Source organism: Kitasatospora sp. NPDC086009 (assembly GCF_044540385.1).
Lineage (GTDB): Bacteria > Actinomycetota > Actinomycetes > Streptomycetales > Streptomycetaceae > Kitasatospora.
Window position 1 is genome coordinate 132,792 of the sequence record NZ_JBITSA010000006.1, and the last position, 14,147, is coordinate 146,938.

11 protein-coding genes are annotated in these 14,147 nt (G+C 68.3%); 10 read left to right on the forward strand and 1 reads right to left on the reverse strand.

The window, feature by feature from the left end; genetic code table 11:
* The first annotated feature begins 163 nt into the window (after window positions 1-163).
* From ACIF6L_RS17155 to ACIF6L_RS17200, 10 genes are all read left to right on the forward strand, one after another.
* On the forward strand, window positions 164-1,783 hold the full coding sequence (locus tag ACIF6L_RS17155) for an ABC transporter substrate-binding protein (RefSeq protein ID WP_359811957.1): 1,620 nt from the start codon (window positions 164-166) through the stop codon (window positions 1,781-1,783).
* Between the two features lie 120 nt (window positions 1,784-1,903).
* Window positions 1,904-2,830 carry an ABC transporter permease gene (locus tag ACIF6L_RS17160; RefSeq protein ID WP_329489443.1) on the forward strand — a complete coding sequence of 309 codons (927 nt, stop codon included), beginning with the start codon at window positions 1,904-1,906 and terminating at the stop codon, window positions 2,828-2,830.
* A 76-nt stretch (window positions 2,831-2,906) separates the two neighbouring features.
* On the forward strand, window positions 2,907-3,821 hold the full coding sequence (locus ACIF6L_RS17165; RefSeq protein WP_396488928.1) for an ABC transporter permease: 915 nt from the start codon (window positions 2,907-2,909) through the stop codon (window positions 3,819-3,821).
* Between the two features lie 15 nt (window positions 3,822-3,836).
* A complete protein-coding gene (locus tag ACIF6L_RS17170; protein WP_329489444.1) occupies window positions 3,837-4,886 on the forward strand; it encodes an ABC transporter ATP-binding protein in 1,050 nt (349 codons plus the stop codon).
* A complete protein-coding gene (locus tag ACIF6L_RS17175; protein ID WP_359811961.1) occupies window positions 4,879-6,000 on the forward strand; it encodes a dipeptide ABC transporter ATP-binding protein in 1,122 nt (373 codons plus the stop codon). The genes ACIF6L_RS17170 and ACIF6L_RS17175 overlap by 8 nt, the downstream gene beginning before the upstream one ends.
* A 412-nt stretch (window positions 6,001-6,412) precedes the next feature.
* Complete coding sequence (locus tag ACIF6L_RS17180) at window positions 6,413-8,062, forward strand: ABC transporter substrate-binding protein (RefSeq protein ID WP_396488570.1); 1,650 nt, start codon at window positions 6,413-6,415, stop codon at window positions 8,060-8,062.
* Window positions 8,063-8,155: 93 nt separating this feature from the next.
* Window positions 8,156-9,100 (forward strand): ABC transporter permease, encoded by a 945-nt coding sequence (locus ACIF6L_RS17185; protein WP_359811967.1) that lies wholly within the window; start codon window positions 8,156-8,158, stop codon window positions 9,098-9,100.
* Window positions 9,093-10,067 (forward strand): ABC transporter permease, encoded by a 975-nt coding sequence (locus ACIF6L_RS17190; protein ID WP_329489448.1) that lies wholly within the window; start codon window positions 9,093-9,095, stop codon window positions 10,065-10,067. The genes ACIF6L_RS17185 and ACIF6L_RS17190 overlap by 8 nt, the downstream gene beginning before the upstream one ends.
* Before the next feature lie 15 nt (window positions 10,068-10,082).
* The gene (locus tag ACIF6L_RS17195) at window positions 10,083-11,183 is read left to right on the forward strand and encodes an ABC transporter ATP-binding protein (protein ID WP_329489449.1); all 1,101 of its coding nucleotides are present in this window, start codon (window positions 10,083-10,085) and stop codon (window positions 11,181-11,183) included.
* Entirely contained in the window at window positions 11,176-12,195 is a 1,020-nt protein-coding gene (locus tag ACIF6L_RS17200; RefSeq protein ID WP_359811971.1) for a dipeptide ABC transporter ATP-binding protein, read from the forward strand. Before ACIF6L_RS17195 ends, ACIF6L_RS17200 begins: the two co-directional genes overlap by 8 nt.
* A gap of 22 nt (window positions 12,196-12,217) precedes the next feature.
* Here the strand turns inward: ACIF6L_RS17200 and ACIF6L_RS17205 are convergent, their stop codons facing one another.
* A complete protein-coding gene (locus ACIF6L_RS17205) occupies window positions 12,218-13,927 on the reverse strand; it encodes an ABC transporter family substrate-binding protein (protein ID WP_396488327.1) in 1,710 nt (569 codons plus the stop codon).
* Window positions 13,928-14,147 lie beyond the last annotated feature (220 nt).

Consider the following 14,147-nt stretch of genomic DNA (forward strand, 5'->3'; position numbering starts at 1 on the left):
CGGCTGTCGAAGCCGCGGGCCCTTCCGGCGTTTCGCGGTCCTGTGGCGGCGTCAACCCGGGGCGGGGTCCGCTGCACCCGTCCGGGGGTACCTGGCTCGCGCCGCCGGGCCACCGCGCTTCTCATGGGGTGTGATGCGACACACACCTTGAGGAGGGACCTCCATGCCCGCAGCCACTCGCGCTCGATGGGTCCTCGCCGCTGCGACATCTGTGGCCCTGGTGGCCAGTGGGTGCAGCAGTAGCGGCGGAGGCAGTAGTTCGTCGGACAGCGGCAAGACCTTCAGTTACCAGAGCAGTGAGCCGCAGAACCCCTTGCAGCCCGCGAACGCGAACGAGACCGGCGGCGGCCGCATCCTGCAGAACCTGTTCAAGGGGCTGGTGGACTACGACCCCAGCAACGCGAAGATCCGGATGCAGGTCGCGGACTCGATCGAGACCAGCGACTCGCAGACCTTCAACGTCACTCTGAAGACCGGCTGGACGTTCCACGACGGCACCCCGGTCACCTCGAAGAACTTCGTCGACGCCTGGAACTGGGGCGCGACTACCAGCAACAACCAGATCAACAGCTCCTGGTTCTCGGACATCGAGGGCTACCAGGACGTCCACCCGGCCAGCGGTCAGCCGACCGCCACCGCGATGTCCGGCCTGACCGTCGTGGACGACACGCACTTCACCATCAAGCTGCACACCAAGGTCTCGTACTTCGAGTACAAGCTGGGCTACATCGCCTTCTCCCCGCTGCCGACCGCCTTCTTCAGCGACCCGACCGGGTTCGGGCAGAAGCCGGTCGGCAACGGCGCCTACCAGTTCGTCAGCTGGAGCCACAACCAGCAGGTGGTGACCAAGGCGTACCCGAACTACCAGGGCGTGGACAAGCCGAAGAACGGCGGCATCGTCTTCAAGATGTACAACACGTCCGAGGCCGCCTACGCGGACCTGCAGTCCAACAACCTCGACGTGATGGACCAAGTGCCGCCGTCCGCGCTGGCGACGTACAAGAGCGACCTGGGCGACCGGGCGATCGACTCGCCGCAAGGCGCGATCCAGAACATCGGCTTCACGCTCTACCAGCCGGACTGGGCCGGCCCGGACAAGGCGAAGGTCCGTCAGGGGCTGTCGATGGCGATCGACCGCGACACCATCACGAAGACCGTGCTGCAGGGCTCGCGCAAGCCGGCCTCCGCGTGGGTCGCCGAGGGCGTCGAGGGCTACAAGGCCGGCCAGTGCGGCGACAACTGCACCTTCGACGCCACCAAGGCCAAGCAGCTGATCACCGAGGGCGGCGGCGTCCCCGGCAACAAGCTGACGATCACCTACAACGCCGATGGCGGTCACAAGGAGTGGGTGGACGCGGTCTGCAACTCGATCCGGCAGAGCACCGGCGTGGACTGCGTGGGTGACCCGAAGCCCGACTTCAAGACCGCCCGCGCGGCGATCACCGGGCACCAGATCAACGGCGCCTTCCGCACCGGCTGGGTGCAGGACTACCCGCTGAACGCCAACTTCATGGCCGACGTCTACCGCACCGGCGCCGCGTCCAACGACTTCGGCTACAGCAGCCCGCAGTTCGACCAGCTGGCCACCGAGGCGGACCAGGCGGCCAGCGTGGCGGACACCGTGACGGGCTACCAGAAGGCGGAGACGGTGCTGGCGAACGACATGCCGGCCATCCCGCTCTGGTACTACCGCACCAACTCGGGCTACTCGGCGAACGTCCAGAACGTGAAGTTCGACTCCTTCGGCAACCCGGCCTGGACCCAGGTCGAGGTCAAGGGCTGATCCAGCCCCTCGCGCCGGCCCCGCCCTCCCCGCACGGGGGGCGGGGCCCGGGCACTCGACCCCCACGCGGCCCTGCGCACCCGGTCACGGGCCGACCAGTCACCTAGGAAGGAGGCTCGGATGGGAAGTTATGTGCTGCGGCGGGTGCTGCAGATGATCCCGGTGTTCTTCGGCTCCACATTCCTGATCTTCCTGATGGTCTACACGCTGCCCGGGGACCCGGTCGCGGCGCTCTTCGGGGACAAGGCCGCGGACCCGGCGGTGGTGGCCAATCTGAAGCACAAGTACTACCTCGACCAGCCGCTGTGGAAGCAGTACCTGCACTACATGGGGAACCTCTTCCAGGGCGACTTCGGGACGAGCTTCACCGGCCGGTCGGTCACCGACATCATGGCGGACGCGTTCCCGGTCACCATCCGACTGGCGCTGATGGCCTTCGCCTTCGAGCTGATCGTCGGGCTGGCGCTCGGCCTGGTCTCCGGCCTCAGGCGCGGCAGCGTCCAGGACACCCTGGTGCTGGTCCTGACCCTGGTGGTGATCTCGATCCCGGTGTTCGTGCTGGCCTACATCGCCCAGACGATCTTCGCGACCAACCTGGGCTGGGTCACCCCGACCGTGCAGGACTCCAAGGACCTCTCCCAGCTGATCCTGCCCGCGATCGTGCTGGGATCGCTCTCCCTCGCCTACGTCGCCCGGCTCACCCGGACCTCGATCGGGGAGAACCTGCGGGCGGACTACATGCGCACGGCGGTCGCCAAGGGCCTGCCCCGGCGCACCGTCATCACCCGCCACCTGCTCCGCAACTCGCTGATCCCGGTGGTCACCTTCCTCGGGACCGACCTGGGCGCGCTGATGGGCGGTGCGATCGTCACGGAGGGCATCTTCAACGTCCAGGGCATCGGCAACGTGCTGTACCGGGCGATCAACCAGAAGGAGGGCCCCACCGTGGTCGGCATCGTGACCGTCCTGGTGATCGTCTACCTGGTCGCCTCCCTGATCGTTGACCTGCTCTACGCGGTCCTGGACCCGAGGATCCGTTATGCCTGACCTGCATGACGAGGGCGAGTTCAAGCCGCACGCGGCCCCGGGCCTCGACCACCTGGACTACGCCGGCGAGCAGGGCATGGCGGTCGAGCAGGAGACCCTGGTCGAGGGCGATCCGGTCAAGCGGGAGGAGGCCCGCAGCCTGTGGGGCGACGCCTGGCGGGACCTGCGGCGCCGGCCGATCTTCCTGATCTCGGCGATCCTGATCCTCCTGCTGGTCGTGATGGCGATCTTCCCCTGGGCCTTCACCGACGCCGATCCGCGCAAGGCCGACCTGGTCAACGACTACCTCAAGCGCCCGGACTGGTCGGACTTCTTCGGCGCCGGCTGGTTCGGCTACGACGGCCAGGGCCGGTCCATCTACGCCCGGGTGGTCTACGGGGCCCGCGCCTCGATCACCGTCGGCATCTTCGTGACCCTGGGGGTCACCCTGCTCGGCGGGCTGACCGGGATGGTCGCCGGGTACTTCGGCGGCGCGGTGGACGCCGTGATCTCCCGCGTCGTCGACATCTTCTTCGGCATCCCGCTGCTGCTCGGCGCGCTGGTCCTGCTGGGCGCGTTCTCCGCCCGCACGGTGTGGAGCGTGGTCATCGCCCTCGCGGTGCTCGGCTGGACGCAGATCGCGCGCGTCATGCGCGGGGCCGTCCTGACCGTCAAACAATCCGACTACGTGGTGGCCGGCCGGGCACTCGGCGCGAGCACCGGGCGGTTGATGTTCCGGCACATCCTGCCGAACGCGATCGCGCCGGTGATCGTCGTCGCCACGATCGCGCTGGGCGGCTACATCGCGACCGAGGCCACGCTGAGCTTCCTCGGCATCGGCCTGCAGGATCCGACCATCTCCTGGGGCATCGACATCGCCTCCGCCCAGAAGGTCATCCGGACGGCCCCGTACGTGCTGTTCTTCCCGGCCGTGGCGCTCTCGATCACCGTGCTGGCCTTCATCATGCTGGGTGACGCGGTGCGCGACGCCCTCGACCCGAAGCTTCGCTGAGCGAGGGGACTCATCGTGACCACAGCTGTCGACACCGGCAAGCCCCAGCGGGAGACGCCCTACGAGGGGCCGCTGCTGGACGTCCGGGACCTGCACGTGGAGTTCGTCACCCGGGACGGCGTGGCGAAGGCGGTCAACGGGGTCAACTACAGCGTCCGGGCGGGGGAGACCCTGGCGGTGCTGGGGGAGTCCGGTTCGGGCAAGTCGGTGACCGCGCAGGCGATCATGGGCATCCTGGACATGCCCCCGGCCCGCATCCCGCAGGGCGAGATCCGCTTCCGGGGCCGGGACATGTTGACGATGGGCAAGGAGGAGCGCCGGAAGATCCGCGGCCAGAAGATCGCGATGATCTTCCAGGACGCGCTCTCCTCGCTGAACCCGGTGCTGAGCGTGGGCTTCCAGCTCGGCGAGATGTTCCGGGCCCACCACGGGGCGTCGCGCAAGGAGGCCAAGGCCAAGGCCGTCGAGCTGATGGACCGGGTGCGCATCCCGGCGGCGAAGGAGCGGGTCAACGACTATCCGCACCAGTTCTCCGGCGGCATGCGCCAGCGCATCATGATCGCGATGGCGCTGGCCCTGGAACCGGACCTGATCATCGCGGACGAGCCGACCACCGCGCTGGACGTGACCGTGCAGGCGCAGGTGATGGACCTGCTGGCCGAGCTGCAGGCCGAGTTCCACATGGGGCTGATCCTGATCACCCACGACCTCGGCGTGGTCGCCGACGTCGCGGACAAGATCGCCGTGATGTACGCGGGCCGGATCGTCGAGACCGCCCCGGTGCACGAGCTGTACGCGCGGCCGGCCCACCCGTACACCCGGGGCCTGCTGGACTCGATCCCGCGGCTGGACCAGAAGGGCCAGGAGCTCTACGCGATCAAGGGGCTGCCGCCCAACCTGCTGCGGATCCCGCCGGGTTGCGCGTTCAACCCGCGCTGCCCGCGCGCCCAGGACATCTGCCGGGCCGAGGTGCCCGAGCTCTTCCAGGTCACCGCGGACGACGGCAGCGAGCTGGCCGGGCGGGGCAGTGCCTGCTTCTTCTGGAAGGAGACCCTCCATGGCTAGCCCGCTCGGGCCCGCGGTGCCCAAGGAGGAGGCGTTCGCGCAGGCCGTGCGGCCCGGCGAACCGATCCTCGAAGTCCAGGACCTGGTCAAGCACTTCCCGCTGACGAGGGGCGTCGTCTTCAAGAAGCAGGTCGGCGCCGTGAAAGCGGTCGACGGGGTCAGCTTCGACCTGATGCAGGGGGAGACGCTCGGCATCGTGGGGGAGTCCGGCTGCGGCAAGTCCACGCTGGCCAAGGTGCTGATGAACCTGGAGCCGGCCACCGGCGGATCGGTGCGCTACAAGGGGGAGGAGATCTCCCGGCTCTCCGGCTCCGCCCTGAAGGCGGTGCGGCGCAACATCCAGATGGTGTTCCAGGACCCGTACACCTCGCTCAACCCGCGGATGACGGTCGGTGACATCATCGGCGAGCCGTACGAGATCCACTCCGAGGTGGCGCCGAAGGGCGACCGGCGTCGGGCCGTCCAGGACCTGCTGGACGTGGTGGGTCTGAACCCGGAGTACATCAACCGGTACCCGCACCAGTTCTCCGGCGGTCAGCGCCAGCGCATCGGCATCGCCCGGGGGCTGGCGCTCAAGCCGGAGGTGATCATCTGTGACGAGCCGGTCTCGGCGCTGGACGTCTCCGTCCAGGCGCAGGTGATCAACCTGCTGGAGCAGCTGCAGGGCGAGTTCAACCTCTCGTACATGTTCATCGCGCACGACCTCTCGATCGTCCGGCACATCTCCGACCGGGTCGGCGTGATGTACCTGGGCAAGATGGTGGAGATCGGCTCCGACCGGGAGATCTACGACCACGCGACGCATCCGTACACCCAGGCGCTGCTCTCCGCGGTGCCGGTGCCGGACCCGACGGCGCGCGAGTCCCGGGACCGGATCGTGCTCGTCGGGGACGTGCCGTCGCCGGCCAACCCGCCGTCCGGCTGCCGGTTCCGCACCCGCTGCTGGAAGGCGCGGGACAGGTGCGCCGTGGAGGTGCCGCTGCTGGCCGCCCCGGCCTGGCTGGACGGGCACGCCCGGCACGACTCGGCCTGCCACTTCGCGGCGGAGCGCGGGGGCCCGGACGGTGGGGAGGGCGCGGCGGGCACGCCGGAGCCCCCACCCGAATCCAGTTGACACAGTTGTCCTGACCACGCACCAAGGGCGCGTCCTCCCTCCGGAGGGCGCGCCCTTGCGTTGTCCTGCGGAAACGCTGGAATTCCCGGCCCGGAAATGATCATTACGCTCCGTAAAGCATCGAATACCGGAGCTTATTGTTCGTTATCCGGAAACCGGAACGCGGCATTCCAGGTTCGATATGCCGGAATTTGGCGAGCATTGTCATGACTTGGTCTGAGCATGTAATTGAAAAGAGATGTGAGGCGGATTCCGCCGGAGGGGTCGGGTGATCGATAGTTGCTCTGCGCGTATCAGTGGTCACCTCGCCAACTGTGCGGATCGGCCCTGAGATGTCGACCCTTGCCATGCCCGGCACACCGACTGGCGAGGCGCCGTTCGTTCGTAAGCCCCTAAATCGAGAGGCACTTGAATGAGGCTCACCAAGACCATGCGTTGGACCGCGCTCGCGGCGTGCACCGCACTCGCGATCTCCGCCTGCAGCACCGGCGGCGACAAGAAGTCCTCCAGCGAGGCGAGTGGCGCCGGGTCGGGCAAGAAGGGTGGCTCGATCAGCGTCGAGCTGGGTGAGCCGCAGCACGGGCTGGTGCCCCAGAACACCTCCGAGTCCGAGGGCGCCGAGGTGCTCAACGCGATCTTCGCGGGCCTGGTCGACTACGACATCAAGGACAACTCGCCCAAGCTCCGGGTCGCCGAGTCGATCGAGAGCCAGGACGCCACCACCTGGACGATCAAGCTGAAGGACGGCTACACCTTCCACAACGGCGAGAAGGTGACCGCCCAGTCCTTCGTCGACGCCTGGAACTACGGCGCCAACCAGGACAACGCGCAGGAGGCCCTGCCGTTCTTCGACAAGATCCTCGGCTCCGACGAGCTGGCCCCCGGCAAGGACAAGAAGCCCACCGCCGACAAGCTCAAGGGCCTCGCGGTCGTCGACGACAAGACCTTCACCGTCACCCTCAAGGCGCCGTTCTCGCAGTTCAAGACGATGCTCGGCTACAACGCGTTCTTCCCGCTCCCGAAGGCGTTCTTCACCGACCCGAAGGCCTTCGAGGACGCGCCGATCGGCAACGGCGCGTTCCAGATCGACGGGAAGTGGGAGCACAACAAGCAGATCAAGGTGAAGCGCTTCGAGAACTTCCCGGCTGCCGACGGAAAGGCCAAGCTGGATTCCGTCACGTTCAAGATTTACGACAAGCTGGACACCGCGTACAACGATCTGCGAGCGGACAACATCCAGATCACCGACAAGCTGCCGATCTCGGCGATGGCGACCGTCGCCCAGGAGTTCGGCGACCGCTACATCTACAAGCCGGATTCCGGCGTCGGTTACCTCGGATTCCCGATCTCGACGAATCCGGCATTCGCCAGTCCGGACCTCCGCAAGGCGATCTCGATGGCGATAGACCGGGAATCGATCACCAAGACCATCTTCTCGGGCACCCGCAAGCCCGCCGACGACTTCATCAACCCGATCATTCCCGGGTACCGCCAGGGCGCGCTCGGCGACGCCGCGAAGTACGACCCCGCGAAGGCCAAGGCGCTCTTCACCCAGGCCGGCGGCCTGCCCGGCAACACGCTGGAGATCGGCTACAACGCCGACGGCGGCCACAAGGAGTGGATCGAGGCCGTCGGCAACCAGCTCAAGGCGAACCTCGGGATCGAGGTCACCTTCAAGCCGTTCGAGAAGTTCGGCGCGATCCTCACCGCGCTGGGCGAGCACAAGTACTCCGGCGCCTTCCGGATGGCCTGGTCGATGGACTACCCGTCGATCGAGAACTACCTGCGGCCGATCTTCTCCAAGGTCGCCATCGACAACGGGTCCAACTACGGCGGCTACGTCAACGAGGAGTTCGAGGCCCTGCTGTCCAAGGCGGACGCGGCGAAGACCGACGCCGAGGGCATCAAGCTCTACCAGCAGGCCGACGACATCCTGGTCAAGGACCTGCCGTACATCCCGGTCTACACCTACATGTCCTCCGCGGCGTACACCAAGACCGTCAAGAACGTGAACGTCAACGCCCAGGGACAGATGGACCTGGCCAACGTCGAACTGGCCTGACCGACATCCAGCTGACCGGCACGCCGGGACGGGTGGCGCGGGCAACCCCCGTGCCGCCCGTCACGGGCGTGCCCCGAACCACGAGGAGGCCGCATGGGCCGCTATGTGGTCCGCCGGATCATCCAGGCCATACCTGTGATCCTCGGCGCGACGTTCCTGATCTACGCACTGGTCTTCCTGCTGCCTGGCGACCCCATCACGGCACTGGCCGGTGAGAAACGGCAGGACCCTGCCGTCGTCGCGGTCCTGCGGGACCGCTACCACCTGGACGACCCGTTCTTCATCCAGTACTGGGACTACCTGGTCGGCCTGTTCAAGGGCGACTTCGGGGAGGACTACCGCGGCAACGAGGTCGTGGACGTCATGAAGACGGCGTTCCCGTACACCATCAACCTGGCGGTGACCGCGCTGGTCATCGAGATGGTGGTGGGTGTCACCGCGGGTGTGATCGCCGCCCTGCGCCGCGGCAGGTTCATCGACAACGTGGTGCTGATCTCGACCCTGATGGTCATCTCGATCCCGGTCTTCGTGATCGGCTTCGTGCTGCAACTGGTGCTAGGGGTGAAGCTCAACACCGATTACGGCATCGACTTCTTCCCGGTCTCGTTCAACGAGGACGCCGGCTTCCGGTCCTATCTGCTACCGGCCTACGTCCTCGCCTCCACCTCGCTGGCGTACATCGCGCGGCTCACCCGGACCAGCCTGATCGAGGTGATGCGGGCGGACTACGTCCGCACGGCGGTCGCCAAGGGCCTCAGCCCGCTGCGGGTGGTCGTCCGGCACGGCCTGCGCAACGCGCTGATCCCGATCGTCACCTTCCTGGGCATGGACCTCGGCGGGCTGATGGGCGGCGCGGTCATCACCGAGGGCATCTTCAACATCCCCGGAGTCGGACACCAGCTCTTCCAGTCCGTCTACCTGCGCGAACGCACCATCGTGGTGGGCATCGTGAGCGCCCTGGTGCTCGTCTACCTGTTCGCCAACCTGGTGGTCGACCTGCTGTACGCCGTTCTGGACCCGAGGATCCGCTATGAGTGAGCCGACGAAGAGCGAGGACACCAAGGTGGCGATCCCCGAGCAGCCCGGCTCCGCGGCGCCCGGGACCGCGGTGCTCACCAAGGACGCCGAGGCCGGCCGGACCGGCAACGAGCGGGTGGCCAGCCTCTGGACCGACGCCTGGTACGACCTGCGGCGCAATCCGCTGTTCCTGATCGGCGGGTTCCTGGCGCTGTTCATGGTGGCGCTCGCCGTCGCCCCGAGCCTGTTCACCGACGGGGACCCGACCTCGGCGGGGTTCTGCAACCTGTCCGACTCGCTGAAGCGGCCCAGCGCCGACCACTGGTTCGGCTTCGACGTCCAGGGCTGCGACATCTACACCCGCACCGTCTGGGGCGCCCGCAACTCGATCATCGTCGGCATCCTGACCACCTCGCTGGTGGTCGCCGTCGGCGGCACGCTGGGCCTCTGGGCCGGCTGGATCGGCGGGATCTGGGACAGCCTGCTCTCCCGCGTCACCGAGATCTTCTTCGCCATCCCGCTGCTGCTCGGCGGCATGCTGATCATGTCCACCTGGGGCAAGGGCAACGCCTGGACCGTCTCCGCGGTGATGGCCGTCCTCGGCTGGCCGCAGATCTACCGGCTGATGCGCTCGGCGGTGCTCTCCAACAAGCACAACGACTACGTGGTCGCGGCCAAGGCGCTCGGCGCCGGCACCGGGCGGATCGTCTCCCGGCACATCCTGCCGAACGCGGTCGCCCCGGTGATCGTGGTCTCGACCATCAACCTGGGCGTCTACATCGGTGCCGAGGCCGCGCTCTCGTACCTCGGCATCGGCATCCAGTCCCCGGCGATCTCCTGGGGCCTGATGATCAGCGACGCGCAGTCCCGCTTCCTGACCGCGCCGCACGTGCTGCTCTTCCCGGCCGCGGTGCTGAGCATCACCGTGCTGGCGTTCATCATGCTCGGCGACGCGGTACGCGACGCCCTCGACCCGAAGCTGCGCTGAGGAGGGCCGCGGACGATGAGTGACACGACGAAGCTGTCGAAGCAGTCGAAGGACGGCACCCCGCGCCGGGACGCCGTGGAGGTGATCGGCGGCGGCCGGGAGAACCTGGTGCCCGGAACGCCGCTCCTGGAGGTCGACGACCTGCACATCGAGTTCCACACCCGGGACGGCGTGGCCAAGGCCGTCAACGGCGTGAGCTACTCGGTGTCGGCCGGGGAGACCCTGGCGGTGCTGGGGGAGTCCGGCTCGGGCAAGTCGGTGACCGCGCAGGCGATCATGGGCATCCTGGACATGCCCCCCGGGAAGATCACCGCCGGCTCGATCCGGTTCCGGGGCGAGGACCTGCTCACCATGAGCCCCAAGGCCCGGCGGGCGGTCCGCGGCCGGAAGATCGCGATGATCTTCCAGGACGCGCTCTCCTCGCTGAACCCGGTGCTGAGCGTGGGCTACCAGCTGGGCGAGATGTTCCGGGTGCACCAGGGGGCCTCCCGCAAGGAGGCCAAGGAGCGGGCCGTCGAGCTGATGGAGCGGGTGCGCATCCCCGCCGCCAGGCAGCGCGTCGGCGACTACCCGCACCAGTTCTCCGGCGGCATGCGCCAGCGCATCATGATCGCGATGGCGCTGGCCCTGGAACCGGACCTGATCATCGCGGACGAGCCGACCACCGCCCTGGACGTCACGGTCCAGGCCCAGGTGATGGACCTGCTGGCCGAGCTGCAGGCCGAGTTCAACATGGGCCTGATCCTGATCACCCACGACCTCGGCGTGGTCGCCGACGTCGCGGACAAGATCGCCGTGATGTACGCGGGCCGGATCGTCGAGACCGCCCCCGTGCACGAGCTGTACGCGCGGCCGGCCCACCCCTACACCAAGGGCCTGCTCCGGTCGATTCCCCGGCTGGACCAGAAGGGCCAGAACCTCTACGCCATCCAGGGCCTGCCGCCGAGCCTGCTGCGGATCCCCGAGGGCTGCGCCTTCAACCCGCGCTGCGACCGGGCGGCGGACCGCTGCCGCGGCGAACTCCCGCGGCTGGTGCCGGTGCTGGACTCCGACGGGGCCGATCTGCCGGGCCGCCGCAGCGCCTGCCACTTCTGGAAGGAGACCCTCCATGGCTGAGCCCATCCTGGAGGTCAGGGACCTGGTCAAGTACTACCCGCTGACCCAGGGCATCGTCTTCAAGAAGCAGGTCGGCGCCGTGAAGGCGGTCGACGGCATCTCCTTCGAGCTGAGGAAGGGCGAGACGCTCGGCATCGTCGGCGAGTCCGGCTGTGGCAAGTCCACGCTGGCCAAGGTCCTGATGAACCTGGAGCGGGCCACCTCCGGCCAGGTGCTGTTCAAGGGCCAGGACATCACCCGGCTCTCCGGCGCCGGGCTGAAGGCGGTGCGCCGCAACATCCAGATGGTCTTCCAGGACCCGTACACCTCGCTCAACCCGCGGATGACGGTCGGCGACATCATCGGCGAGCCCTTCGAGATCCACCCGGAGGTGGCGCCGAAGGGCGACCGCCGCAAGGCCGTCCAGGACCTCCTGGACGTCGTCGGCCTGAACCCGGAGTACATCAACCGGTACCCGCACCAGTTCTCCGGCGGCCAGCGCCAGCGCATCGGCATCGCCCGGGGGCTGGCACTCAAGCCGGAGCTGATCATCTGCGACGAGCCGGTCTCCGCCCTGGACGTCTCCGTCCAGGCGCAGGTGATCAACCTGCTGGAGCAGCTGCAGAGCGAGTTCGAGCTCTCGTACATGTTCATCGCGCACGACCTCTCGATCGTCCGGCACATCTCCGACCGGGTCGGCGTGATGTACCTCGGCAAGATGGTCGAGATCGGCACGGAGGACGAGATCTACTCGCACCCGACCCACCCGTACACCCAGGCGCTGCTCTCCGCGGTGCCGGTGCCGGACCCGACCGGGCGGGAGCAGCGCGAGCGCATCCTGCTCACCGGCGACCTGCCGTCGCCGGCCAACCCGCCGTCCGGCTGCCGGTTCCGCACCCGCTGCTGGAAGGCGGAGGAGCGCTGCGCCACGGAGGTCCCGCTGCTGGCAGTGCCCGGCACGCTCAGCGGTCCGGCGGCGCACGACTCGGCGTGCCACTTCGCCGAGGTCCGGGACGTGATCGGCGCGGGCTGAACCGGTCGGCGGGCCGGGCCGTTCACCGCTGGAAGGCGACGTTCTCCCAGACGATGTCGGACAGGCCCTGCGCGCCGATGTTGGCCAGGTCGGCGCGGGCGCCGTACAGCTGCGGGCGCTGGTAGAGCGGCAGCACCCCGGCCACCTTCCACAGCTCGCCGTCGGCCTGGTTGATGGCCTCGAAGGCGGTGGCCGCGTCGGTCGCGGCGGCGGCCCGGTCGAGGGCGGCGTCGACGATGGCGCTGCCGGCCAGGGAGTGGTTCGTGCCGCCGTTCTGGACGAAGTTGGCCCGGTTGCCGCTGGCGGGGAAGGGCGTGCCGAGCAGCGAGTAGGCGGCGATGTCGAAGTCGTGGCGGTTGACGTACTTGTCGAAGTACTCGTTGGCGGCGGCGGTCACCGTGGTGACCTTGACGCCGACGTCCTTGAGCATCCGGGTGGTCACGGCGGCCTCGTTCTGGGCCTGGGTGACCCCGGCCGGGATCACCATCCGCAGGTTCAGCTCCCGGCCGTCCTTCTTGCGGACGTCGCCGTCGAGCTTCCAGCCCGCCGTCTCCAGCTTGCGGACGGCGTCGGCCGGGTCGAACCGGCTCAGGCCGAGCGAGTTGTCCCGGTAGGCGTTCTGGTTGGCCACCAGCAGGTGGTTGTTGAGGGTGACGGTGGGCCAGTCCAGGCCGCTGAGGTCGGAGCGGGTGATGGCGTCCCGGTTGATCGCCTGGAACAGGGCCTGCCGGACGGCCGGGTCGGTCAGCAGGGGGCTGCGGCTGTTCAGCGTGAACTGGCGGAAGTCGGGCCCGCCGGCGCGGCGCACGGTGGCGCCCTTGGTGCTCCTGATGAGTTGGTAGCCGGCCACGTCGGGGCCGTTGTTGAAGAAGTCGATCTCACCCTTGGCGAAGGCGGCGGCCATCGTGTTGGGCACCATGGCCCGGAAGACGATCCGGTCCAGCAGCGGCTTCTCACCCCACCACCCGGGGTCGGCGACCAGGGTGACGGTCTGCGCGGCCCGGTCCAGCTTCTCCACCTTGAACGGGCCCGCGGTGACCGGTATCGCGTCCAGGTAGGCGGAGTTGAACAGGTCCGCGGTGGCGATCCGGCTCGCGGGCAGCAGCGGGGCGTTGGCGGCGCCGTTGAACATCGACTGCCACTCGGAGAACGGCTTGTCGAAGGTCATCACGGCCTGGAAGTCGTCCCGGCCCCGCTCGACCGACGAGACCAGCTCGAAACCGGTGCTGCTGGAGGCCTTGAAGGCGGGGTCCTTCCCGTTCAGGGCGTGCCAGTTGGCCGCGATGTCGCGCCAGGTGAGCGGGGTGCCGTCGGACCACCTCGCCTTCGGGTTGAGCGTCCAGGTGACGACCTGGTGGCCGTCCCGGAGCTCGGACCGGGCGTCCTGGAGGTAGGCCGGGTTGATGCTCTGGGTGCCGGCCGCGTCGGAGCGGAAGAAGGTCGGCAGCAGCGGCTTGGTGACGGTGACCGTGGAGGACTCGCTGCCGTCGGTGTGGATCGGCGACCACTGGGTGGAGTACTGCGCGACCGCGACCCGCAGGGTGCCGCCCGGGCGGAGCTCGGCACGGTCGTGCGGATTGATGTCGACCGCGGTGAGCTTGGGCGGTTCGAGCGGGGTCGGGGCGGCCTGGGCGCCGCCGGTGCCGGAGCCGCAGGCGCAGAGGGTCAGCGAGAGCGAGACGGCGGTGAGGCCGGCGAGCAGGGCCGTGCGGTGCGAGGTGAGGCGGCCCATGATGCTGCTCCCGGTGCGGATGTGAAGGACGTGACGGAGGGTACGGCGTCACATCTTGGTGACCGGGGTGGTGAGTTGTCGAGGGGCGGGCCCGGATCCGGGCCCGCCCCACGGTCGTTCGTCCACACGCCCAGCCCCCGGTGCCCGTGGGCCGGCCCCCGGGGTGGGATGCAACCCACACGCGACCGTGAACATTACAGAGCGCACCATTTAGCCCGTG

Coding starts and splice junctions, on each gene's coding strand:
- ACIF6L_RS17175 (WP_359811961.1), top strand. CDS start 4,879: ATGGCTAGCCCGCTCGGGCCCGCGGTGCCCAAGGAGGAGGCGTTCGCG.
- ACIF6L_RS17185 (WP_359811967.1), top strand. CDS start 8,156: ATGGGCCGCTATGTGGTCCGCCGGATCATCCAGGCCATACCTGTGATC.
- ACIF6L_RS17200 (WP_359811971.1), top strand. CDS start 11,176: ATGGCTGAGCCCATCCTGGAGGTCAGGGACCTGGTCAAGTACTACCCG.
- ACIF6L_RS17205 (WP_396488327.1), bottom strand. CDS start 13,927: ATGGGCCGCCTCACCTCGCACCGCACGGCCCTGCTCGCCGGCCTCACC.
- ACIF6L_RS17155 (WP_359811957.1), top strand. CDS start 164: ATGCCCGCAGCCACTCGCGCTCGATGGGTCCTCGCCGCTGCGACATCT.
- ACIF6L_RS17195 (WP_329489449.1), top strand. CDS start 10,083: ATGAGTGACACGACGAAGCTGTCGAAGCAGTCGAAGGACGGCACCCCG.
- ACIF6L_RS17160 (WP_329489443.1), top strand. CDS start 1,904: ATGGGAAGTTATGTGCTGCGGCGGGTGCTGCAGATGATCCCGGTGTTC.
- ACIF6L_RS17180 (WP_396488570.1), top strand. CDS start 6,413: ATGAGGCTCACCAAGACCATGCGTTGGACCGCGCTCGCGGCGTGCACC.
- ACIF6L_RS17190 (WP_329489448.1), top strand. CDS start 9,093: ATGAGTGAGCCGACGAAGAGCGAGGACACCAAGGTGGCGATCCCCGAG.
- ACIF6L_RS17165 (WP_396488928.1), top strand. CDS start 2,907: ATGGCGGTCGAGCAGGAGACCCTGGTCGAGGGCGATCCGGTCAAGCGG.